The sequence below is a fragment of the Pauljensenia sp. UMB0895 genome, from assembly GCF_030218905.1.
In the GTDB taxonomy this organism is placed as follows: domain Bacteria; phylum Actinomycetota; class Actinomycetes; order Actinomycetales; family Actinomycetaceae; genus Pauljensenia; species Pauljensenia turicensis_A.
In genome coordinates this window covers 76180-99341 of sequence record NZ_JASOQR010000001.1, presented here as the reverse complement: position 1 = coordinate 99341, position 23162 = coordinate 76180, and the positions used below count along the sequence as shown (strand labels likewise).

22 protein-coding genes are annotated in these 23162 nt (G+C 57.8%); 12 read left to right on the top strand and 10 right to left on the bottom strand.

Annotated elements, in window-relative coordinates; genetic code table 11:
- Window positions 1-4: 4 nt before the first annotated feature.
- Window positions 5-1009: a hypothetical protein gene (locus tag QP503_RS00460; RefSeq protein WP_006680294.1), complete on the bottom strand. Its 1005-nt coding sequence runs from the start codon at window positions 1007-1009 to the stop codon at window positions 5-7.
- A gap of 160 nt (window positions 1010-1169) precedes the next feature.
- On the opposite strand from QP503_RS00460, the gene QP503_RS00455 reads away from it, so the two are divergent.
- Entirely contained in the window at window positions 1170-1562 is a 393-nt protein-coding gene (locus QP503_RS00455; protein WP_040318326.1) for a sterol carrier family protein, read from the top strand.
- A 93-nt stretch (window positions 1563-1655) separates the two neighbouring features.
- On the opposite strand, the gene QP503_RS00450 is transcribed toward QP503_RS00455, so the two are convergent.
- Window positions 1656-1913: a DUF4235 domain-containing protein gene (locus tag QP503_RS00450; RefSeq protein WP_006680292.1), complete on the bottom strand. Its 258-nt coding sequence runs from the start codon at window positions 1911-1913 to the stop codon at window positions 1656-1658.
- 152 nt (window positions 1914-2065) lie between these two features.
- Here QP503_RS00450 and QP503_RS00445 point away from each other — a divergent pair, with 152 nt between their 5' ends.
- Complete coding sequence (locus tag QP503_RS00445) at window positions 2066-3244, top strand: type 2 periplasmic-binding domain-containing protein (protein WP_006680291.1); 1179 nt, start codon at window positions 2066-2068, stop codon at window positions 3242-3244.
- 3 nt (window positions 3245-3247) lie between these two features.
- Here QP503_RS00445 and QP503_RS00440 read toward each other — a convergent pair whose 3' ends face one another.
- Together QP503_RS00440 and QP503_RS00435 are read right to left on the bottom strand one after the other, a co-directional pair.
- Window positions 3248-4567, bottom strand: a complete 1320-nt coding sequence (locus QP503_RS00440; protein ID WP_103632478.1) for a DUF4921 family protein — start codon at window positions 4565-4567, stop codon at window positions 3248-3250.
- Window positions 4568-4832: 265 nt separating this feature from the next.
- Entirely contained in the window at window positions 4833-5243 is a 411-nt protein-coding gene (locus QP503_RS00435; protein ID WP_103632490.1) for an ACT domain-containing protein, read from the bottom strand.
- 47 nt (window positions 5244-5290) lie between these two features.
- Here QP503_RS00435 and QP503_RS00430 point away from each other — a divergent pair, with 47 nt between their 5' ends.
- A complete protein-coding gene (locus QP503_RS00430) occupies window positions 5291-5413 on the top strand; it encodes a hypothetical protein (RefSeq protein ID WP_006680288.1) in 123 nt (40 codons plus the stop codon).
- A 9-nt stretch (window positions 5414-5422) separates the two neighbouring features.
- On the opposite strand, the gene QP503_RS00425 is transcribed toward QP503_RS00430, so the two are convergent.
- Window positions 5423-6268 (bottom strand): aldo/keto reductase, encoded by an 846-nt coding sequence (locus QP503_RS00425; protein ID WP_006680287.1) that lies wholly within the window; start codon window positions 6266-6268, stop codon window positions 5423-5425.
- Between the two features lie 205 nt (window positions 6269-6473).
- Between QP503_RS00425 and QP503_RS00420 the strand changes: the two genes are divergently transcribed.
- From QP503_RS00420 to QP503_RS00405, 4 genes are all read left to right on the top strand, one after another.
- Window positions 6474-7130 (top strand): hypothetical protein, encoded by a 657-nt coding sequence (locus QP503_RS00420; protein WP_103632476.1) that lies wholly within the window; start codon window positions 6474-6476, stop codon window positions 7128-7130.
- Window positions 7131-7253: 123 nt separating this feature from the next.
- A complete protein-coding gene (locus QP503_RS00415; RefSeq protein ID WP_285100970.1) occupies window positions 7254-7850 on the top strand; it encodes a PadR family transcriptional regulator in 597 nt (198 codons plus the stop codon).
- On the top strand, window positions 7847-8560 hold the full coding sequence (locus QP503_RS00410) for an ABC transporter ATP-binding protein (protein WP_006680284.1): 714 nt from the start codon (window positions 7847-7849) through the stop codon (window positions 8558-8560). The genes QP503_RS00415 and QP503_RS00410 overlap by 4 nt, the downstream gene beginning before the upstream one ends.
- Window positions 8557-11280 (top strand): ABC transporter permease, encoded by a 2724-nt coding sequence (locus QP503_RS00405; RefSeq protein WP_285100968.1) that lies wholly within the window; start codon window positions 8557-8559, stop codon window positions 11278-11280. The genes QP503_RS00410 and QP503_RS00405 overlap by 4 nt, the downstream gene beginning before the upstream one ends.
- 76 nt (window positions 11281-11356) lie before the next feature.
- Here the strand turns inward: QP503_RS00405 and QP503_RS00400 are convergent, their stop codons facing one another.
- From QP503_RS00400 to QP503_RS00390, 3 genes are read right to left on the bottom strand one after another with little or no spacing between them, the layout of a single operon-like run.
- Window positions 11357-11860, bottom strand: coding sequence for an RNA-binding S4 domain-containing protein (locus QP503_RS00400; RefSeq protein WP_285100966.1), 504 nt, complete (start codon window positions 11858-11860; stop codon window positions 11357-11359).
- Between the two features lie 29 nt (window positions 11861-11889).
- A complete protein-coding gene (locus QP503_RS00395; protein ID WP_285100964.1) occupies window positions 11890-14325 on the bottom strand; it encodes a YhgE/Pip domain-containing protein in 2436 nt (811 codons plus the stop codon).
- A complete protein-coding gene (locus QP503_RS00390; RefSeq protein ID WP_285100962.1) occupies window positions 14322-17000 on the bottom strand; it encodes an MMPL family transporter in 2679 nt (892 codons plus the stop codon). Before QP503_RS00390 ends, QP503_RS00395 begins: the two co-directional genes overlap by 4 nt.
- Window positions 17001-17121: 121 nt before the next feature.
- Between QP503_RS00390 and QP503_RS00385 the strand changes: the two genes are divergently transcribed.
- The 3 genes from QP503_RS00385 (at window position 17122) to QP503_RS00375 (ending at window position 19661) form a co-directional block, all read left to right on the top strand.
- Complete coding sequence (locus QP503_RS00385; protein WP_006680279.1) at window positions 17122-17829, top strand: TetR/AcrR family transcriptional regulator; 708 nt, start codon at window positions 17122-17124, stop codon at window positions 17827-17829.
- A 13-nt stretch (window positions 17830-17842) separates the two neighbouring features.
- Entirely contained in the window at window positions 17843-19411 is a 1569-nt protein-coding gene (locus QP503_RS00380) for an aspartate:alanine exchanger family transporter (protein WP_285100960.1), read from the top strand.
- 70 nt (window positions 19412-19481) lie between these two features.
- Window positions 19482-19661 (top strand): hypothetical protein, encoded by a 180-nt coding sequence (locus QP503_RS00375; RefSeq protein ID WP_285068189.1) that lies wholly within the window; start codon window positions 19482-19484, stop codon window positions 19659-19661.
- A gap of 90 nt (window positions 19662-19751) precedes the next feature.
- On the opposite strand, the gene QP503_RS00370 is transcribed toward QP503_RS00375, so the two are convergent.
- Window positions 19752-21053, bottom strand: coding sequence for a M18 family aminopeptidase (locus QP503_RS00370; RefSeq protein ID WP_285100958.1), 1302 nt, complete (start codon window positions 21051-21053; stop codon window positions 19752-19754).
- A gap of 41 nt (window positions 21054-21094) precedes the next feature.
- Here QP503_RS00370 and QP503_RS00365 point away from each other — a divergent pair, with 41 nt between their 5' ends.
- Window positions 21095-21934 (top strand): aldo/keto reductase, encoded by an 840-nt coding sequence (locus QP503_RS00365; RefSeq protein WP_006680276.1) that lies wholly within the window; start codon window positions 21095-21097, stop codon window positions 21932-21934.
- A 36-nt stretch (window positions 21935-21970) separates the two neighbouring features.
- Complete coding sequence (locus tag QP503_RS00360) at window positions 21971-22174, top strand: hypothetical protein (RefSeq protein ID WP_006680275.1); 204 nt, start codon at window positions 21971-21973, stop codon at window positions 22172-22174.
- A gap of 230 nt (window positions 22175-22404) precedes the next feature.
- Here QP503_RS00360 and QP503_RS00355 read toward each other — a convergent pair whose 3' ends face one another.
- On the bottom strand, window positions 22405-22857 hold the full coding sequence (locus QP503_RS00355) for a GNAT family N-acetyltransferase (RefSeq protein WP_006680274.1): 453 nt from the start codon (window positions 22855-22857) through the stop codon (window positions 22405-22407).
- Window positions 22858-23162 lie beyond the last annotated feature (305 nt).

Here is a 23162-nt window from a genome sequence, read left to right as displayed (position 1 = left end):
CGCTTTAACTCACCGAATTCACAAGCGTGCGTTTCACGACGCGGTCGCGCCACCAGCGGAATCCTTCTAACGCGATGGCGCCAATAATCATCGCGGCGACGAACACGATCACCATTGGTGGATAGTGACGCCCGTGCATCCAGAAATACACGTAGGGGGACACGAAGGTCACGATAGTGACAATCAACCCCATGACGCGTTTAAAGAACGTGCGACCAGCAACCATCGCCAGAACGCCCCATGTGTAGGGAATAGCGGTGATCATGTCGATCGACCAGAGAACCCAGACTTTCCCGTGGAACCCCGGAACAAAAGCAACCGGTAGTGCCCGCAGTGACGAGTAGACGAACACAACCAGGTACGCCAAGAACGTCGGATTGACCATCATTCGAATAGCGAATGAGCGGTCACGGAAAGCCACGCCAGCCTCCCGCAAGGCATGGATGGCGGTTCTCGTCGCGCGGAGAGAATCCGCGCCCGTAAGAACACGCTGCAGATACCGGCGAGTGACCTCAGACGTCTTCCACTGATTGATCAGAGCAATCGGGTTGATAGCAACCGGCAAAGATCCGTCGTCCAACGGAACGCCCGCAACTCGAACAAGCGCGGGGTCGCCAGCAAAAGTACGGAGCTTCTCTAACAGGTGCGCGGGCAAGATTCCCAGCCACAACGTCTGACGCCGTTCGACAGCTTCACGCAGTCGGTGACCGAACGCATGTCCCCAGGAGTCAAGGGAAAAGAACGAGTCTGTTACCTCATCGGCTAAATCGCCAAGGTCATCGAAGAACTGCGTACGACGTGCGCTGATTTCACCAATACGATCAGCGCCTGACAGTTCCAGCAGAACGTCGGCATCCCAGCAGTAGCGCGAGGCCTCGGGAATATCGGCGACACTTGCGGGGATGAAGAGTCTATCGACAGCTGAAGGAGTGTACGAGGCGCATGGAGGCATAGTGCCTGCTGGCTTTTCAGCGTCGCTTGGGCGCTCAACAGAGCCTGCCTGGTTCATGCATCTCCTTAATAAATGAGGAGCGAAGCTTTAGCCCCGCATCATCGATGGGCACTCTATGAGCGACTTTACGTGTCTAGCCTGTCTGAGAGTAGCGAATAAAGATATAGGGGTCTACCCGCATTCAGCCCCGAAAATGCCGGGCGACTACGATTGCACTATGGCTAACCGGAAGATTCCAACCGATCAGGGCATGAATGCTCTGCGCACGTGGATGCGTGAGCGGGATGAAACGAAACGTGCCATTCTTTTAACAGCGGTGCGTTTCACTCTTGAGGAACTCGCAGTTTTACACCCCGGCCGTTCGGTCGAGGTGCGTGTCCCACCTGCGGGCGCGGTTCAGATTATTACGGGTACAACGCATCGTCGTGGGACGCCACCCGCAGTCGTCGAAACGACTATGCAGGTGTGGTTACAACTGGCCACAGGCATCATTACCTGGGACGAAGCAACAGGGGATGGGCGCGTTCAGGCGACCGGTGAGCGCACTGACCTGACCACGTTCTTCCCCGTTATTCCGGGGTTGAAAGCTGATCGCGACTCCGCGCTGTAGCAATCACGGCTGAGTCAAAGGGGACATCAAGTCCAGAGCCACGCCCGAGTGATCACGCCGAAGCGCTCAGATTCAGCGTCTGAAAAAGAGCTGTCAGTCCTCAATCTGAGGAGCGCGCGGACCGTACCACTTCTTGGCGCCTCGCAGAGCATAACGCTGAGCAACCGCTACGATCGCCGCCGACGTAGCGGCGAAGAGAACCAGCGACACCATCGCGGCCTCGTCATCGTCTTCACGCGGAATATCGTGTCCCGTCACCAGCTTCCAGCCGAGCTCAGTGACCTTTCCTGCGGCAAGAGCAGAAAGAGCCATCGCTCCAGCGCTTGCAATCTTCCAGCCGAAATCCTCCATGGGACACTCCAATTCTGTCGACAACACACCACGTGCGGTAAATTCCTGCTTCAATCATGCCCCACGACACGTGAAGAGTGCACCCGAGTGCCACGATTCCACACGCGAGCCGTAGACTTGGGGTGTTGGGATCCAGATCCGAGGAGCTTAAAGTGAACCTGCGTCGCGTAATGCCCACATCCGTCGCAATTGTCGTGATGTGCATGGCGCTGAGCGCATGCTCTTCGTCCATCGGCTCAGGAACCGACCCGTTCTCGCGACCGATCGGCTCATCTCCACACTCGTCCGACTCCACATCCGGCCAGCAGTCCGAGAACGCCTCCACCCTTGGCGCCCCCGAACCGTCCAAAGGAACAGGCACTATCACCATCGGTGTCACTCAGGCAGAAAAACTTCCCGACTCAGTTATTGAGGCGTTCCACCAAGCAACCGGCTACGACGTCGCGCAACAGGTGATTGATTCCGCCTTCGCTCTCGATGGCCAGCACATCGATGCAGTGCTCGGAATCGACAGGCCGAGCCTCGTGAATTCTTCAGCACAACTGGCGACGGACGCACTCTTCTCTCTGACGCCAACCCCGGGCACCGAAGTAGCCGCAACCGCCTCGGCGTTGGCGTACGGGCGCAACGACGTGTGCGTCCTCATCGACAAAGCCTGGATGAGCGTCAACGGATATGCCCTCCCAAGTGGACTCGAAACGCTACGCAATCCCGGTGATGCGGCCTCGCTGATTGTCCCCGACCCCGTGTCATCCGACATCGGGCGAGCGTTCATCGACGGCGTCGCCACCTCCTACGGCGAAGGATTCGGCCAGTGGGTGGGCGCGCTCAAAGCCGCTTCGGTGATGATCGAAAACGACGAGGCCGCCTTAGCCACATGGACAGGAACCTCGCTCACGGGCGGAGTTGAAGCACAAAAAGACGCCACAGAACTCAGTGGAGCCCAAACGGTCGTCGCACCCGCGAAACGACTGCCCTACATGGTCGGCTCCATGCGCGAACTTGCTCGCACAACGTCGAACACCGGCATCGAATCCCAGGGCGTCGCAATGGGAAGCAGCTGTGTCACCCGATACCTGTACATTGCGCCCACCGCGCAGACCACCCAGCTTGACGGTGTCCGCTCCCTAGCCGCGTGGCTCTTGAGCTGGGACGGGCAACACGCGCTAGCGCAGGACGGAGTCGTCTACCCGCTGGAAGAAAGCGCCGGCGAAAACACTCCGGCCAGCTGGTTTATGACCCCTCAAGACGATGCCATCACCGTCAACGAGCCGTCCTCCAATGCCGCGACGTGGGCGCTCGACCAGTGGAGTAGCGCGCTCGCGGGCTGAACGTCAGTCAGCCAGCATCTGCGGGTCCACGCGACATTCCGCGCCGATCTTCATCGGAGCGATCGTGCCTGCTCCACGCATTTCCTCCAGGCGCGGGACCAAGCGGTCGACCACGTGCCACGGGTCAAGCGTGTTGAGGTAAATGCGTGTGCCACCCTCGAAACCTGCCAGCGTCGAAATGCGCCACTTGAGCAGGATCCTCCACCGCATCGGCGTGCGAACCGTGGGCGGACGATGGTACCACTCTTCGTTGCAGGGAACATCGGCACCGGTCGCAGCGTGGACCGCGTGCAACAGGTCGGAAACGGCACGAAGTTGCTCTTCGGAAGCTTCCCACGGATTGCGCGGGGAATGCAGGGGCCAAATAGCGACGCCTGGGAAACGATGTCCGAAGCCCGCCATCGCGATCGCATGGTCGTTCTGCGCAATCAGCAGTTTGCGCGTGGCGGCGACGGTCAGAATATCGTCGTAAATATCCGGCTGGGAGCGCAGGCGGTTCAGTTCGGCTTCCGTCTGCACCGAGAAGTCGTCGATTGCCACCAACTGCTTGTGCAGGTGGTCGAACGAGGCTCCCGCGGGCTTCAACCAATTCTGAAATGCAGCGACGTAGCGAACATTCGGGTCAAGGGTGTACAGGTCCGCCATCGTGCGCGTTGTGAACGCCGTGTACTGGAAGTGCTCTTCGGGAGTCATTGTGCCTGAAGCAGCAAGCTGCGTTGTGTCTTTCGCGCCATCGATGTAGTGGCGTCGGGCAACGATCAGGTCGTGACCGCCGGAGAAGAAGCCATTCGCCTGTTGTAGCTTGTCAGAATCCGACATTGCGTCGATTTCGCCATCGCTGACACCTGATGCCGACAGGCGAGCGTGCACCACGCGCATCACATGGTCGTAGCCCTCGGAGGATGCCAAGTATTCCGCCATGCGACGGTGTTCAGCTTCGCTGGGAACGTGGCCGTGGTTCAGATGCCAGTAGTTGTAGGACACGATCTCGAACAGGTTCGGGATGCGACGGAACTCAGCTGTCGTCGTGGAAAGCTGGTCAGCGGGAAGTCCGGTCAGTTCACTCCAGTTTCCGGCCTGGTCACGTACCAAACGGGACTTTTCCGGCGGAGTCTCAAGATAACGCCGATCGCAGAAGGCGCAGTGGCATCCATCCTGATCGTGATCGATGGGCATTGGGTGAGCCGGGGGAACCGATAGCGGGCGGTGACCGCGTCCAGGAACGGTCCACACCTCGGTTCCGGTGAGAAGGTTCTGCTGCTTTACCGTGCCATCGGCTAAACGCACGATGGCACGGTCGGTTCGAGAGAGCTCCTTTGCCATGAGGTTAATTCTACCTGCCAAATGCACGTTCTCCCAGAGTCGGTGAACGATTCTTTGCATTCGATACAGACAGGGGTGCGATCATGCCCAACACGCGCAATGGGGTCTGACCAGCGCAAGTACTGGTGTCGGGCCGCTGAACGGGCGGGGCCGGTGGTGAACAAGCGCGGTTGTATGGGTGGGTAGGGCCGGCTGGCAAAACGCAATCGGCGAGAACCTCGAAAGGTTCTCGCCGACATTAAATGGCGCACATGCTACGTGAACGTCAGGCGTTCGGTAGCCATCCGCGAGCGTTCTTACCCAGATCAGCGATCAGAGCGGCAGCTTCCTGCGCACGATCTGCCTGGACGAAGAAATGGTCGTGACGAGCGCAGGCGATCGGGTTCGCTGCAATCGAACGAGCCGATAGGATCTGTGCGATTGTCGCGGTAATACCGATCGAATCAAGGTCAGCCTGCAGGCCGAGGAAGATGTGAGCGTAGCGCTTTTCGGTCGGAAGACCGGCCTCTTCGGCTTCGTCAACGGGAAGAACAGCGGTCAGCTTGTCCTCATCACGAATGACGGCGAAGGGGTGGGTGCCTGCTGGGACCTCGTCAACGATGGCGAAAACGTATTCGCCGGCGTTTGTCGGATCCAGCGTGGCAAGAATTTGGTCGAGAGCATGGGTTTCAGTCATGACGTAGATGCTATCGCTCAGCACGGGTGAGTAAAAGGCGTCGTCTCATGCTGGACATCCTTGAGCGTTTCATGGACCGTTTCGCGCTCGCTTCCTTCTTCTATTCGCACGCGATCGCCCGTGCTGACGGTGAACAAGCGCGGTGGGGGCTGAAGAAGAAGAGCCGGTAAAAGTGCTAGTCAGAGCCTATTCATCGTATTCGGGTTCGAACCGGTGCGCCCTGCCTCGCCCTCGTCTAGGGCGTCGATGGCTCTCATGTCCTCGTCCGACAACGTGAAGGAAAAGACATCGAGGTTCTGCGCCTGACGCGATGGTGTCACCGACTTCGGGAAGATCACGTCTCCGCGTTGCAACGCCCACCGCAGAGCTACCTGAGCGGCGCTGACCCCGATCCGCGCACCAATCATGGCCAAGGTTTCGTCAAAGGGGGCGCGGCCTCGTGCCAACGGAGACCAGGCTTCCACCACCATGGAGTGATCGCGCGCGAACTGGCGCAACTCGTTGTTGGGGAGGAAGGGGTGAGCCTCCACCTGCAGAACATGCGGAGCCACCGTCGCCACGTCGAGAACCGCCTGGATATGCGCGATTTCGTAGTTCGACAGGCCGATCGCACGCGCACGACCATCAGCGTAGAACTCTTCCAGCGCACTCCACGGCAGGGCAACATTTCCGTCGTACAGCGTGGGTAAAGGCCAGTGGATGAGGAACAAATCCACGTAGTCAGTACGCAGATCCTCCAAAGTCTGAGCGAAAGTTGCGCGCGCAACGTCAGGCTCATGGTTTGTGTTGTTCAACTTCGACGTGATGAACAGTTCCTCGCGCGGGATCTTAGAATCTGCGATCGCACGCCCAACCTCTGGCTCATTGCCGTACATCTGAGCCGTATCAATGTGCCGATACCCCAGCTCCAGCGCGTTTGACACCGCTTCATAGACGCCCTCAGTCACTTTGTACGTGCCAAAACCGAACTGCGGAATAGGCGCTCCGGTTGGCAGTGTGAGCGTTGGGATGGTTGGGGTGGGCATGGTTCCTCGCTTCGTCGGGTACTTTCATCTTCCCACGTTCTGCCACGTAGATGTCGCCACGCGAGTGCGAAGAGTATGCGTCACTACTTCCAATAGAATTTCAGGTGCCTGAAAAGCCTGTATTTTACGTGTCGTAGGCGCTCTATCTCAATGGGGCAGTGGGTGGCAGTTCACAGTGGCGTGCGTCCTGTTTAAAGTGAGGGGTATGGCTGAAGAAACCCCGAAAGTACACAAACGTACCGCCGCGTTTACTGAAGAGCAGATTGAAGCTGGTCTTTGGCTTCTGCTGGCATTGAACTCGCGGTCCAGCCTCGGTGATGAGATCCCGGGGAAAGATTCGGCTCTTCGTGATCTTTTGGCTCCCGTCGCGCGCAAGGTCCCGCTCAGCGATGAGCAAGTGGATGAAGCGGTCTTGCTGATCGAGGCTGCCAAATGGGCGATGGAGCGCCATGAACTGCGTCCACTGTCCGTGTCGCAGTGCAATCGTGAACGCGATGCGCTGCTGAAGCGCTGGAATTTAGCGTCCACGAAAGGCGCGTTGCTCTGGCCACCGTCGTCGCAGACAATTTCAGCTCGCCTTGGGGGAGGATCGTGGAGTCGGGCTACCGCTCGTCTTGGGTTCCGCGCGAATTCGCGAGGCCGGGCCCGCGGATCTGGCAGGTTTACTTCCGAATCAATGGCCGTTGTTCTGCGCGAATTCATTGCCGAATGTGAGCGTAATCAGATCGAACCGACACTTCAGGGGTACAGGAAATGGTCGAAGCGGCAACGTGCGACGGGCAGGGACGATGTTGCTTCTGTTGCCACTTTGCGACAGAGGTATGGGACTTGGAGTGTGATCCTCGCTTCTGTTGAACCATGAACCTATGAATAATTGCATTTCGTAAAAGCAATGAAGTGTTGATTAAACTAGACTCCTCAGTTATAAACTTAGTCCTTTGTAAGAGTGGATAGACGTAGGTAGTCGGAAAGTCTGGAGTCGTCAATGTCAGTACGCAAAGCGCTCCTCGCGCTCGTCTCTCAGCGGCCTGCTGGTGTGTACCGCCTCAAGCAGATGTTTGAGGATCAGACTTGCGAAGCTTGGCCGTTGAATATCGGTCAGGCTTATCAGACGATGCAACGCCTTGAACGCGATGGTTCTGTCTCTTTGCGCCAGGAAACAAACGCTGGGCGGGACTCTGAAGTCTTCGAGGTCACCGAAAAGGGTCGCGAGATCCTCAACGACTGGTGGAAGACCCCGGTTTCGCGTCAGAGCCCGGAACGCGATGAGCTCGTCATGAAGCTTGCCGTCGCAGCAACTGACCCCAGTGTTGATGTCACGGCACTCATTCAGACCCAGCGTCGTTCCTCGCTGAGGGCACTGCGTGATGTTACGCGTCTGAAGTCGCTTGCCTCGGATGAAGAACTCGCATGGAAGCTGATTCTTGAGCGTCATATCTTCGACCTCGAAGCGGAACTGAACTGGCTGGATCACATTGAGTCCGGTGCCGTTTCCGAGGTCGCTCGTCGCGCAGCATTCGCTCGCTTCAAACGTCAGGAACGTCAGAAGTCTTCGAAGAACGTTGCTACCGGCGTGCGATGAGTTTGAACTCCCATCCGGTTGCTCTTGTCGATATCTTTCACGAATACGGTACCGGCAATACGAAGGTTCAGGTGCTCGCTGGGATCAACCTACAGGTTGAGCCTGGCGAGCTTCTTGCCATCATGGGACCTTCGGGCTCTGGTAAATCCACACTGCTTGCCATCGCTGGAGGACTAGAGCGCCCAACGTCGGGCAAGGTTTACATTCACGGCGAGTCCTTTGCAGATATGTCGTCTGTGGAATGTGCGATGGTTCGCCGTAAGTCAATCGGATACGTGTTCCGCGATTCAAATCTACTTCCCACCCTGACTGCGGTGGAAAACGTTGAAATGCCACTTGAACTGGATGGTTTTTCTTCCTCGAAAGCACGCGATGCTGCACTTTTTGCCCTCGAGGAAGTGGGAGCTCTTGACCTTGCTGAAAAGTTCCCGGATGGCCTGAATGGTCGTGAGCAACAACAGGTTGCAATTGCCCGCGCTCTGGTTGGTCGTCGCTCGATTATCATGGCTGACGAGCCCACCGGTTCCCTCGATTCTCACTCGGGTGAACAGATTATGCTTGCTTTGCGTCAACAGATTGATGCGGGCGCTGCAGGAATCCTGGCGACTCACGAGGCCCGTTTTGCCGCGTGGGCTGACCGTACAGTTTTCCTTCGTGATGGGAAGATGACTGATACCTCTTCGTCAGATCGGATTGAGGATCTTCTATGAGCGAAGGCGGATCCGGATTGAGCCACGGAATTCGCGCACGTGCTAATACTTGGAAGATTGTATTGCGGATATCGAGGCGCGCAACGATCCGTGATCGATGGCGTACCCTGACGTCGTTACTGATCGTTTCGCTACCGATCGTGCTGGTTATTTCGTCGATCACTCTCTGGTCGATGATGTCATCATCACGCTATTTGGCGATACAGAACTTAGGGCCGAATGATTCGACTCAAGCGCGAATTACACGCGTCAGCTTTAATCCGATCGAACAGGATTATTTGGGTGAACCAGCGGGTGATGTGACTTCTGCGTCCGTGGATTCATCGTCTGTCGATGAGTTTCAACTGAATCGGTGGCTCCCCAGCGATGCTGTGATGGTCACAACGCTATCTTTCCCGTCGGTCAATGTGTCAACTGAAGACGGTTTACGCTCTGCATTAGTTACGACAGCCACAGAGACTTCGTCGTTGGATATTTTTGCTGAGAAGGATGAACAGACTCCGAGGCTTGAAAATGGGCATGCTGTTCTTGCTTTAGACGTTGCTACAGAACTGAACGTGGGCGTGGGGGACACGATTCATGTTTCAGTATCAAGCACGAGCATGAAGCCATCAATTACTGCGACGGTCATGATTGACCAAGTGGCGGATCAGGAACGAAGCATTGTTGTAGGTCTTGGAACTTTTGCATCGAGATCGCCGAGTGAACTTCAAGGAACCTCTGCTCACTACTACATCTTGAGTGAATCCCCTGTGACGTGGGACGACGTGCAGTTGCTCAATCATTCAGGCTTCGCTGTTATCTCTCGTGCTGTTCTGGCACATCCCCCTCAGAACGCTCCGCCTCCGCAATCCACGGAATTTTCATCGGCTCAGGCATGGCTTCCATTCATCATTGTTATCGGTGTTCTTCTGGTTTTCATCGAGCTGATCCTGTTCGTCTCACCGCTATTCGCGGTCGCTCAAACGAACGGTATCCCCAGCGCGATTACGATGCTTGCCGTTGGCGCGACACGTTTTCACCTGATTCGTCTGATGATGTCGCTGGGACTGGTACTGGGTGTCCTGTCGGCATTCCTGTCCCTTGCAGGGGTGGGGATCGTCCTTGGTACCTTCGTCCAGATTCAAGGTTTAAGTCTGTCGATGATTCCTTGGGAAGCTCTAGTCTTCTCCTTCATTTCACCGATTGTGGTGTGTCTGATCGCCTGTTATGCGCCGGCTCGTGACCTTGCGGACACGGATGTGACCACGCTGTTCTCTGGGCATACTCGTGCGCCGTCGCGTCTTGTTCGGAAGATCCCGTTCTACCCGCTTCTTCTTGTCCTTGCTATCCCGCTTTTGATGTGGGCAGCGATGGCGGGGGCTCTGGGGATTCTTGCTTTCGGTCTAGCCCTGCTGATCAGTGGAATTATCGGAACCGCTCCTTACTTTGTTGCATATGACTGGCGTGGCCGACTTCATCCTTCGCTGGGTTTGCGTCTTGCGGTTCGTGACGCGGTCAGGAACGGCCAGCGGACGCTTCCAGCAATGGCCTCGTTGATGACCACCGCACTGCTGGCCACAGCGCTTCTGATCACTCTGACAAGCGCGAACGAAGCCGCGTGGAATGCACACGCGCACCTGGGGCCGAAAGGAAGCGTCTTCGTGTCGGACGCCGATGTCACGGATAGGGTTTCTCAGGCGCGAGTGATTCACGATTCTGCCGCTGCAGCTGTGACGGATCGTCGCTCGGTATCGAGCGCCACCACGTTGTCAGGGCTGAAATGGGAATCCACTGATTGTGGCCCCTCCATCGTGATCGAAACGATCTCCCCTGACGAGTCATCCACAGAGTCAATGAACGACCATGTTCCCTCGCTCGCGGAATTGGATTTGGCGTACATCGTGGACGATGGCACTTTCCTCTCCGCCTCCAACCTGATTTCCGGTGACGAGATGGTGAAGGCCGTAACGACCCTGAACTCCGGTGGCGCGATTATGCCGAAGGGCTCGTACATTTCTGAATCGGGCCAAGCGACACTTCGTGCTCTAGATATGAGCGACACGGTTGAGGCAGCTACGCAAGGCTCGAACACGGTTCCTGACCCCACCACCGTGTCCGAAGCCCAGATTCAAGCAATCACCTGGTCGAAGCTGAACGTGATCGTCTTGTCTCCCAAAGCTGCTGAAGTGTTGAAGGTTCCCGTCCTTCCACTGGGACAGCTTTTGATTGTTGATAAGCCCGTGTCTGTTTGGGCGATGTCGGGATTTATTTCAGCAATTGAGTCGAGCGCCCCCGGTTCATCGGTGACGGTCATTCAACCTCCGTTGTCGACCATCATCATGCCCTACATCGCTACGCTGATCGCATTGCTTTCCGCCACCGGAACGATCGCTTTGATTGTCGTTCTTTCGGCTAACGCTATGCGTCCCGACTTCGAGACGCTGGAAGCGATTGGTGCGTCTAGGACTCTCCGTTCGCGCGTTACCGCCTACCAGGGCATGGGACTCGCATTGCTCTGCTTGCCTATTTCCATACTGTCCGGCTTGATTGCAGGGGTGCTGACGGTCATGACGATCGCTCGTTCAGGTGTATTCCCTGAGCTTGCAAACCTTCATCCTGTGATCCCGTGGTTTCAGGTGATCGTGATGTTCTTCGGTTCTCCGATTTTGGCGACTGTCGTTGCGGGCGTTGTTGCTTCGCGCCAGCAGAAGCCGGGCTCCCTGATTTCGGTGAGCTAGGCCGCCTACTGACTGCGGTGCTCGAACTGAGCCGGACAGTCAGCGCCCCGGCGTAATCCCCCCCAGTGGCGCCTCGTCAATCCCAATAGAAATCGGAAAGATGATGGTCGAGACGCGCATGTTCATGAGAGTCACGCCCGCGTAGGCGATCCAACTCTCGGCGCTCTTTCTTCGACGGGCGACCAGTTCCACGTTCACGCTGAGCAACCGGGATGAACAATCTGGGACGAGGGGGAGTGAGGTCCTCGTAGCAGACGCGCGCTTGAGGGGCACCAACGCGTTTGACCAGCAGTTTCGTTACCGTCAGTATCTGGTCGAAACCGTCGACTCGTAGGCGGACCTCGTCGCCCACCTTCACTTTTTGAGCGGCTTTTGCGCTGTCACCGTTGACTTTCACATGTCCGGCGCGAGCCGCAGAGGTTGCTTGCGACCGCGACTTGACCTTGCGGATAGCCCAGAGCCACGTATCGACGCGAACCGAGTCTCCGGGTGCCAAAGCGCCTCGGGGAATCTCGACGGCCTTCTGCTCGCTGGTAGAGGTCGACGGGGATTCGCCCGAGGTGCCCGGTGTACTAGTCATACGGCAATCGTAGACGGTTGCCGAGGGAGCTAGGCGAGGCGTGCTCGCAGTTCGCTCACGGAGGTTTGGCGACGCTTCGCAACAGCACCGATCGAAACGATGAAAGCAAGAAGCGACCATGCGATCAACAGACCTACGGTGTGCCCAAGGTTCGTCGCACCGACTCCCAAAACAAGCGCTCGTAGCGTTCCTTCAACCGCAGGAAGGATCATCGCGCCTCGCAAGCCACCAATGAATCCGCTGGTCGGCTGGCCGGCGAAAATGCCGACGAGCAACACTGCTTGGAAGGCGAATAAAACAACGGAGATTGCCAGTCCTACGCGCTGACCAAACGCTGCGATCAGTGCTTGCTGAACGATTGCGAGCGTCAGCGCACTTACCACAAGAATGACGAATGTTGCGACGGGGCGAGTTGTCATGGCTCCGGCAATACGCAGTGCGCCACCAAGGATAGCTGCGGAAACACCGGACACGATCAGGTTCGGCCAAAGGGCATTGAACGCGAGTGCAGCGGGGGTGGCCGCCGAATCAACGCGCTTGGAATTGAGCGCGCCGAACGCGAGTGCCCCCACCATTGTCGCCAGCCACAGGGCAAGAACCGCTGCGGTGGGAGACCACGATGTCGTCGTATCCTGCTTACCAGAAGTGGAGGTGACGTCGATCGGAGTGGCCAGTGCCTTCGCGGACGAGGCCGCTTCTGCCTTCGAGTGTGTGGGGATCTGATCGGTGGCTAACTGGAGTCCGTCGGCGAGCGTGGTGGAACCGTCGCTCAGCTGATTCAGGCCGTCAACCAACTGGTTGGCACCGGAGTTCAGCGTTTGGGCTCCGCTGACCAATTCGCCGGTCTTCGACGCCAGAGTGGAGGCTCCGGAGGATAGTTGGGAGGCGCCACTATTCGCCTCTAATGCACCGTCGGCGAGCGTTGAAGCTCCGGAAGATAGAGCAGATGATCCGCTATGGGCCTGGGCAAGGGAACTCGACAGTGTTGATGATCCGCTAGCTACCTGATGGGCTCCCGTGCTCAGCTGGCTGACACCGTGGTCGAGCTTCGTCGCCCCGGCTGCCACCTGCGAAGCAGCGGAGTTCAGGTCGGAAGAGTTTTTCCCAGCCAGCTGGCCCATGTTTGCCACGACGGTGTCAATACCGCCGGAGACCCTGGTGGCGCCTGCGCTCAGCGTGCTCACTCCGGCTTTCAATGCCTGGAGCTGTGTGCCCGTGGAGTCCACCGAGTTTTGCGCCACGGTTGCTCCTTGGCTGAGTTGAGTTGCCAGCTGTTCGGCACCGGCAGAAATGCCTTGCGCGTATTGGGTTGCCCCCGCGCATGCTACAGCGCTTCCTGCCTGGCAGGCGCTAATGAGTGCGGGTAGCGCGTCTGCGTTGGTCTTGATGGTGCTTGCTCCGTTGCTTGCTGCACTCAGCTGACCGGGCAGAGCGTTGAGAGCAGTAGTGTCGAGGGTGCCCAACTGCTGATCCAGCTGGGTAAGGCCGGCTGCGACCTGTTGTGCGCCCGTCTGCAATGATGGCGAGGTCCCATCAAGAGACTGAGTCATGCCGGCGTAGAGTTGGGCGGCTCCGCCTGTGTACTTCGCGACTGCTCCTGCCAAAGAGGAGGCGCCGTCGCTCAGGGAAGTTGAGCCGCTCTTAAGAGAATCGATGCCCATGGCCAAGGAGGAGGCTCCGGAAGCGAGCGTGGTTGAGCCGTCGTTGAGAGCGCTCAACCCGTTGTCCAACGTGCGCGCTCCGTCTGCCAGGGATGAGCTCCCCGAGGTGAGCTGAGCAACTCCGGAACTGAGCGTAGAAGCCCCATTTGCTAGAGAGCGTGTCCCGTCGGCAAGCTGGCCACTTCCACTTGCCAGTGTCGATGTGCCGTCAGCCAGCTGACGCGCTCCGTTAGTCGCGCTGACTTGTCCGTCAGCAACTTGGCGCGCTCCGTCGGCGGCCTGGCCGATCTTATCGGCAATTGTCCCCGTGGCTTCAAGGGATTGCGTCAGGTATTTGACAGTGAGCGTCGTACCGAATTCCGATGCGGCACTGTGAGCAAGCGCATTCGACAAGGTGCCAAAAGCATCGCTTGAACCGTCCGCAACTTCGAGGTTCAGTTGTGGAACATCGCCAGAATTGTTCACCAAAATGTCGACCAGAGACTGTGAGAAGTCCTTGGGGATCGTGACGACAGCATCGTAGGTGCCGTCATGAAGACCAGAGGCTGCGGTCTCTTCGGTAACAACCGACCAGTTCAGTGATTGCTCGCCGTTGACGTCATCCTTGGTCAGGGCCGCAATGATTTGTCGGCCACCGGGCACCTGTGTCCCATCATCCAGCGTCGCAATTTCGTCGTTGTTCACGATGGCAGCACTGATCTGGCTGGCGTTTGCCGTGCCCGCATTGACGCCGAGTAGGGTGGTCAGTCCCAGCAGAGTGGGGAGCAGAAGGATCAGAGTCAGAAGCATCCAGTGGCGTTTCATCGAACATTCTCCTTTGAGGTGGTGGTGCTCGCACCCAGTTCAACGTCGGCTGCTGGGGTGAGATTTTCAGGGACGACGAGGCCGCGCTTGCCGGTGACAACCACGGTCTTACCTGCGGCGATCAATTCGTCGATACGTTTCCACCGCCTGGTTCCCGGATCGTCAACGATCACGATCCTGGTGTGTGTAGGAACAGCGTCATCGTGGTTATGCAGTGAAAGGGTTTGACGTTGGACGAATGCGGTCCCGTCTGGGAGGACGCGATCGCCGACGACGATGATTCCCCGTGTTGGACGAAGACGTGCGCTGATGATGGTTGCGAGCGCGTGACGCGCTAGGGTGTCGTCGCTTCTGACGATGCCGAGTTCTCCGGGTTTCAAAACAAGGGTGAATCCGCTGAATACGACGTCGCTTCCTTCTTGGACGCGAACTCCTTCCATCCTGAGGGAGGATTCGCCGTGTGCTTTTACCCAGTCGGCGTGTTCGAGCGAGCGGGCAAGCCCCTCGCCTTCGACGTCGACAACGGGGAGCATGCGGTCAAGCCATGCGGGCATCCACCATGCGCGCTTGCCGAGGAGCGCCATGAGTGCGGGGATCAGGGTCATGCGTACGACGAAAGCGTCTGTTGCGATGCCGGCGGTCAGGGCGACAGCGATGGGCTTGATGTAGACGTTCCCGTGTGGGATGAACGCCGCGAAGACGCCGGTCATGATGACGGCCGCTGCTGTGACGACCGTGGATGATCCGATGAAGCCGCGTCGAACAGCTCGCTTGGCGTCGCGGGAGTGGATCCATTCTTCACGCATACGCGAGACAAGGAAAACCTCGTAGTCCATTGCTAAGCCGAAGAGGACACCCATGACGATCACGGGGAGGAACGAGATGACGACGCCCACTTTGGTCACGTGGATGAAGTCAGCGAAGTAGCCCCATCCGAAGACAAGGCCGACTGCGCCGAATGCTGTGCCGAGGCTCAGCAGATAGCCGAGAGTTGCTGTCAGTGGGACAGCGATTGAGCGGAAGACAATCATCAGCAGAATGATCGAGAGCCCGACAACAACAATGCCGAAGGGAACAAGCGCGGCATTGAGTTGGCTGGCAATGTCGATGGCGACTGCGGTTTGGCCCGTCACCATGATGTCACGGATCCCAAGGTCGGTTTCAATCTGGGATGCGTCATCGCGAATGGTTCGAACAAGCGCGTGAGTTTTCGGATCGGTCTGGCCCTTTTCCGGAAGGATCTGGACGAATGCGATCGTTGCATCCTGGTTCGGTGTTGCCAGTGCGATTCGGTCGACGCCGTCTAGGGACGAGAGGCGATCGGCGAGAGCGTCCGTCACTTCGAGTGGCTGAGCCGTTTGGGAAATATCCGCGATGACAACAATGGGGGAGTTGTATCCGTCACCGTAGGCTTGTGTGATCGCATCGTAGGTCTGACGCAACTGCGTATCTTTGGCTTCGTATCCGTTGTCAGTGAGCCCTAAGCGCATACCGGTTGCTGGAATCGTTGCGATACCAAGAATCGTAATGACGACAAGGACCGTCAAAGCGGGAATCTTCGTGATTGTGTCGATCCAACGTGCAGCAAAGGAACGGTGCTTCTTTGCGGGCTTACTATTGTTCGCTACGGCCTTACGGGTGCGCTTCTTTGGAGTTGCGCGCTGGCCAAGAAGAGCAAGCAGAGCCGGAACAGCGGTCAAAGCAACCAGAACCGCAATGCCAACAACAATCGCTGAGGAGACGCCCATCACCGTCAAGAACGGGATACCAGCAACACCCAAGCCAGTAAGTGCAACGATCACCGTGCCACCAGCGAACACCACTGCCGACCCCGCGGTCGCGTTTGCGCGAGCCGCGGCCTCGTGAGCCTCGATCCCTTTGGCGAGATACTCGCGAGCGCGCGAAATGATGAATAGCGCGTAGTCAATGCCCACAGCCAAACCGATCATGACCGCGAGGACCGGGGTCACCGAATTGATCTGAATAAACGTTGCGCCAACAAGAAGCGAGGCCATGCCGACACCCACACCGATGAACGCTGAAAGGATCGGTGCGCCCGCGGTCAGTAGTGACCCGAAGGTGACGAGCAGGACGATCGCTGCGATCAAAACGCCGACCAGTTCGGTCGCGGATAAGGCAATATCGACCGTCTTGCCGATATTGCCTCCCAGCTGGACCGTAAGCGCGGAATCGGAATCGTGGACGGATGATGCTAATTCATCAAGGGCGGCTGAAACGTCGTGAGCCTTCGCATTTTCACCGCCCGCGAGCGACCCCACCGACGTGTCTGCTTGAATCTGAACAAGCGCGTTCTTCCCGTTGTCGGTGATCGTGGAACGCTCAGAATCAAACGGGTCGGAGACCAGCGCGACACCGTCGATATCGCCGGCCTTGTCGACGAACTCATCGATTGATTTCTTGTGAGCGGTGATATTCGAGTCCGACGCGGTGAAAAGTACCTGTTCGGATGTGCCCGCAGCCTGGGGGAGTCGCTCGGCCAGGATCTCCAAGCCGGTCATCGACTCAGCTTCGGCGATCTTGAAAGCGCCCGACAGATTAATGCCGAGTAATCCAACGGCAATAGCGAGCACAGTAAGAAGAGCTGCCCAGATGGCAAGCGTCCGCTTCGCATGGTCTGCGCACCAGCGGCCTACGCGGTGAAGAAGGGAGGACACGTTTGGTCCTTTCGATGAATCGCATCAATGTTTCGATACAAAAGCGTATCCGATTCACAAATGTATTGAAACTTCGATTAGGGTGATCCTATAGATATTTTCAGTCCTCGAAGGAGGGGCAGTGAGCAGCAAAACCCGCGACGTACGCAATCGCGTCAACACCCGCGCCCGCCTTCTCGACGCTGCCGCAGACGTCTTCGTAGAAAAAGGATTCTCCGGCGTAAAAATTGATGACGTCGTCAAAGCAGCGGGTTTTACCCGAGGCGCCTTCTATTCCAACTACTCGTCAATGGATGAAGTATTGAAGGATGTCCTCGTCCAACGCGCCCACACAATCGTCGATGAAATCGAAGCGGCGCTCGCGGGTATCGAAGGCGAACCCGACGTTGGCACCATCATGGCAGTCCTTGACAGTTTTTCGGCGCAGGGGCGAACAATGTACGTTCTGACCTGCGAATACAACCTCTACATGATGCGTCATCCCGAACTTATCGCTAGCGATGATGCATTCCCCGTCACTGAACGTGAACAGCTCGAAGCAGCAGTCGGAAGAATCGTCCGCGGCGTGCTCGCCCGAATGGGACGCCAATCGATTTTCGAGCCAGGAGTGATCTCGCGAATCCTGACCACCTTCTATCTGGAGTCGTTTGCGCCCTCAATGGGCGGTGGTACGAATAAGCGGATGCTCGCCCAAATGATCGAGGGGCTTATTTTCGCCTCGTCGCGACTGATTTCCTCCCAGGGTGATAATTGGGACGCAACTAACGCCGGGCTCACCCCAACGTGGGCAGTTCCACGCACAGAAGATGGAACTGAAAATGGAGCCTGACTAGGGTTGAAGCATGGCCTCCCTGCTGATTGCGAACCACCTTCTTACCCTCTTCCTGGTTGTTGGAGTGGGTGCTGCGCTCGGCGCAATCCGCTTCGGTCCACTTCGTTTCGGCGCAGCCGGGGCACTCTTCGTCGGCCTCGCAGCCTCCGCGTGGAACCCCGAAGTCGGCGAAGGCATGGAAATCGTCCAACAGATCGGCCTAGCATTCTTCGTCTATACGGTCGGCATCTCGTCGGGCGCAGTGTTCTTTAAAGACATTCGAAAACAGACGGCGCTTCTTGGAAGCTGTGCCGTAGTCTGCGTCATCGGCGCAATTACCGCGTTCATCGGCGGCGGTCTGCTTCAGCTTCCCAAGGGGCTGACACTCGGCCTATTCACCGGTGCTCTGACCGCTGCTCCTGCCCTAGACGCGGCCACTCGCGTCACCGGCGACCCGCAAGCCGCAGTCGGTTACGCCTTCGGATACCCGATCGGCGTCATCATCGGGATCATCGTTGTTACCATGACCGTCACCCGCAAATGGGTGGGCGAAAAAGACACCCCCTCACTGGCCGGTCAGTCCTTGGAAACGATGACTGTTCGCGTTGCCAAACGCATCAACACCCGTCACGTAACCTTGTGGCGTGACCAGCAGGTTCGCATGTCCTACCTTCGTCGCAAAGGCGAAACCCGCGTTGTCGTTCCCGGTGAGGACCTGTACGAAGGGGATCTCGTGCTGGTTGTGGGCGACCCGGCAAAGATTGAAGAAGCCGCGTATCAAATCGGCGAACCCGTCGAGCACCACCTTGAAGATGACCGCTCGGACGTCGCATTTGAGCGCATCCTTGTCTCGAACCCCGAAGTTGCCGGCCAGCCGATTTCTGCGCTCAATGTAGCCACACGTTTCGGCGCTGTTGTCACGCGCGTCCGCCGAGGCGACCTTGACTTGCTTGCCCGAGACGACCTAGATCTGCAACTCGGCGATCACGTCGCCGTCGTTGTTCCGACAGATGAGCTTGATGAAATCCAGTCCTTCTTCGGAGACTCCGAAAAGCGCGTTGCGGAAGTCGACGCAATGGCGTTCGGTATCGGTTTGGTGCTGGGCATGTTGCTCGGCGCGATTCCATTCCCGATGCCATCGGGGGCCTCGTTCACTCTTGGCTCTGCTGCCGGCCCGCTGATCGTTGGCATGTTGCTGGGTGCCCTGCGTCGCACCGGGCCGCTGGTATGGACACTTCCCACCTCGGCGAATATTACGATCCGTCAGATCGGCTTGCTTCTTTTCCTTGCTGGTCTCGGCTTGAATGCAGGGCCAGAACTCGCTTCGCTTCTGACCAGCCCCGATGGTCCGAAGGCGGCGCTGCTCGCTGTGATATTGGTATTGGTCTGCTGCTTGGCTCAGGCTCTTGCCGGTCGATTTGCCGGTCTGTCCGCGCCTCGTAGCGCCGGTGGAGTCGCAGGTTTCCTGGGGCAACCGGCAGTCTTGCAGGCCGCGGACGCCCGCGTTCCCGATGAACGCATCGAGGCCGCCTACGCGAGCCTGTTTGCTTTCTCCATCGTCGTGAAGATCCTGTTGGTTCCGTTCATCTGGTCGATCTAACACCGACGTGCTCCACCGCCAGCGCCATTGGTGCCCATTGCATGAGCTGAACGGATGTTGGGTGTGCGGTATGAGTACCCCACACGGTGCGAAATTCGGCTTGCGAGACTTCAATTCCCGTCGTCAGATGGGACCTATGAACACGCCACACGCAATTGCATACACCGTTTCTTCTTCCAACACCGGTGGCCTTGGTGGTCAGGCCGTTCCGCTGTTGTTTCCTTCGAGGACTGAGCTCACCAGCTTCTGATCGTGAAAACCTTTGCCTAGGGGGGATTATGCAGAACTACGCATTGGTGCCCAGCGGATCGTCCGCGGGGCACCAATGCGTCTGAGTACGTCAGGCGCCCAGCCAGTAGGCCTCGAGTGTCTTCGACATACCAATCAGGTCGTTGACGTGGCTCATTTCGCGAGCCGAGTGCATCGACAGGAGGCCGACGCCCACATCCACCGTCAGAATGCCCAGGCGAGTCGCCGTGATCGGGCCAATCGTGGATCCGCACGGCATCGCGTTATTCGACACGAAGTCCTGAGATGGCACGCCCGCAGCAGCGCACGCACGGTGCCACAGGGCAATACCTTCTCCGTCGGTCGCATACCGCTGGTTGGCGTTGATCTTCAAGACCGGGCCTCGTCCCATCACCGGATGAGTTGCCGGGTCGTGATACTCCGCGTAGTTGGGGTGTACTGAGTGGGCGGCGTCCGCGCTGATGCACGACGAAGCGGCAAACATGCGCGCAACCCCGTCGGCGTCGCGACTCAGAGCGTAGGCGGTACGCTCCAGAACGGTCTGCAAAATCGGGCCGGCAGCACCTTCGCGGGTTGCGGAACCAATTTCCTCGTGGTTGAAGCACATAAAAATTCGAACGTCACCATCGGTGGGAGTCCCAGCCTTCGTCAGGCGCTCAAATGCAGTCAGAGCGGCGTGAACGGAGGAAAGATTGTCCTGCTGGCCCGCAGCGAAGAACTGGCCGGACTCGCCAAAAGTGGCAGGGCCTTGCTGAGGAATCAGGATCAAATCATGTGACACGATGTCCTTGACATTCACGCCGGCGTACTTCGCGACCTCAGCCATGAAGTTCGCTTCCGGGTTATCGACGGTCCACACTGGGTGCAGGTGCTTCTGCGGATCGAGCTTCAGCCCTTCCGGGTTCACGCCACGATCCAAGTGAATTGCCAGCTGTGGGATACGTGCCAGTGCGCCGGTGCGCACCAGAACTTGGCGACCGTCCTTCATCATCAATCGGCCGGCAACAGCAAGCTCGCGGTCAAGCCACGAATTCCACATCATGCCACCGTAGACCTCGACGTCAATCTGACCCCAACCATCTGCGGTCGACGACGTCAGCGACGGCTTCACGTGGAAAACAGGGGAATCGGTGTGCGCACCAACAATACGGAAGCCGGTCTGCTCAGTGACAGAAGTCGGAACGACCCACGCTGCGACGGCGCCACCGCGAACCATGACGTGTCCGCCGGGACTCGCGTTCCACGGCTCAGTTTCGTCCTGGCGAGTGAAACCTGCATCCACCAGGCGTTGCGCCACCAAGTCGGCGGCGTGATATGGGGAAGGGGAGTCAAGCAGGAAGTGCTGATAGTCGATCGTGTGTACGTCAGTCTCAGAGTAATCGAAGTAGCCCATGGGTTAATCGTAAGCCCGACTATGCTGAGGGTATGTCTGCAATGAAGCATTTAGACACCTACGCCCTGAACGACGGCACCACAATTCCCCTGATCGGCTTGGGCACGTACAATTTGCGTGGTCACGCCGGCGTCGAATCAATGGTGAACGCGATTCATGCCGGATATCGTCTGCTGGACTCTGCGTTCAACTACGAAAACGAGGGGGCTCTGGGCCAAGCGGTCCGCACTTGTGGCGTTCCACGCGAGGACCTGCGCCTAGTCTCAAAGCTTCCTGGTCGCCATCACCGCTACGAACAAGCCGTTGACACGGTTGAAGAATCCCTGTTCAGTGCCGGTTTGGACTACTGGGATCTCTACCTGATTCACTGGCCGAACCCGCGTCAGGGTCTCTATGTTGAAGCCTTCCAAGCGCTTGTTGACCTGCAGAAGAAGGGTTTGATTCGATCGGTTGGCGTTTCGAACTTTCTGCCCGAACACATTGAGCGCCTGCGCGACGAAGTCGGGGTTGTTCCCGCTGTCAATCAGATCGAGCTTCATCCGTATTTCCCGCAGGCCGAAAGCCTTGAAGCCCACCGCAATCTTGGTGTTCAGACAATGTCGTGGAGTCCGCTGGCTCGAAAACTGCACGTTGTCGATGAGCCTGTTCTCACTCAGATCGGTCACGAGACTGGTAAGTCTCCCGCGCAGGTTGTCATTCGCTGGCACCTCCAGCGTGGTACTCTTCCGATTCCGAAGTCAGCAAGTAAAGAACGTCAGGCGGAAAATCTCGACGTATTCGACTTCGAGCTTAGCGAAGACCAGATGGCGCGTATTGCCACTCTTGCACGCCCCGATGGTCGCAGTGCGAACCAAGACCCTGCTTTCTACGAAGAGTTCTAAGCCGACGCTTACAAGCGCATATGAAAAGGATGAACTATGGCACGCAACCCCGATGATCTTCGTCGGAGCTCGAACGTTAACTTTTTTGTCGCAGCTTTTTCCGCGTACTTGGTCTATGCCGTGGATTTCTGGCCTCGCTGGATTTTCCTTGCCGCTGCCATTGGTTTCGTTCTCTATGGCTTGAAACTGCGTAAGGATGCCGACCGAATGGGAGACGGGCGGTGCGCCAAAGGTCGTTGACTCCACGGTTTCGGACTTGGTCGATAACAGCTAGTTTTCACTCGCTCGCCGTGTGATTGATTCACGAGGTCGCCCACCGCTTCTCGCCCCTCTCTTGCATCAAGGGCGGAGTGAATACGCGGTGTGTCTAGCGGATCCTCGCTCGCAATTCGGGCAACAAAAAGGACGAGGCTAGGTCAGCAGACCTAGCCTCGTACCCAAGAAAAAGGCGCCAACTGGCGCCGTAGCGCTTACTTGTCCAGTGGAACGCGGTACACGTTCGTCTCGCGCAACTCGAAACCGGCGCGCTGGTAGAGGCGGTTCGCTGCCTCGCGTGACGGGCGACTGGTCAGATCGACCGTGCGTGCGCCAACTTCCTGAGCATGGCGAATCGCGGCCTCAACGAGCGCCTGACCGGCACCCTGGCCACGAGCAGCTGAATCAACAACGACATCCTCGACCCAGGCGCGCACGCCGGTCGGGATCTCGAAGGTTGCCAGCGAGAGCATGCCGAGGATCGGGAAAGCGCCGGACTCGTCAGCCTTGTCGGAGCGGAAAACGAACAGGTGAACGCCGGGCTGAGAAATGAAACGCTCGCACCCAGCCGCGTCCAGTGGGGCAGCTGAACGGGACAGCTGAGGAATCAGGCGCTCCATCGCCTCGACGATTTCGGGGGACGATTCGGTGATGATCTCGATGGTCATAAGGGTCCTTTCACTTCGCGTCTTCACGCAATCCTGTCGCAATCTTGTCGCAATCTTGTCGCAATTCTACGGGCGAAGGCCACCCAAGGAAACGACCGTGATCGCCCTTCGAATGTCACGCCGTCTTATGCGTTCCAAACCGCGAGGTCAGACGAATAAACAGTTCGTGCTCTTTCGGCTGATCCGCATGGACCTAGCCGGCTTGCCCCGCGGTCGCGAGCAGTGAAATCGGAGCGGAAGGCCAGGGAGTGAAACCTATCCGGCCTCGTACATGGGCGTTTCATATTTGGCGAAAACCCAACGTT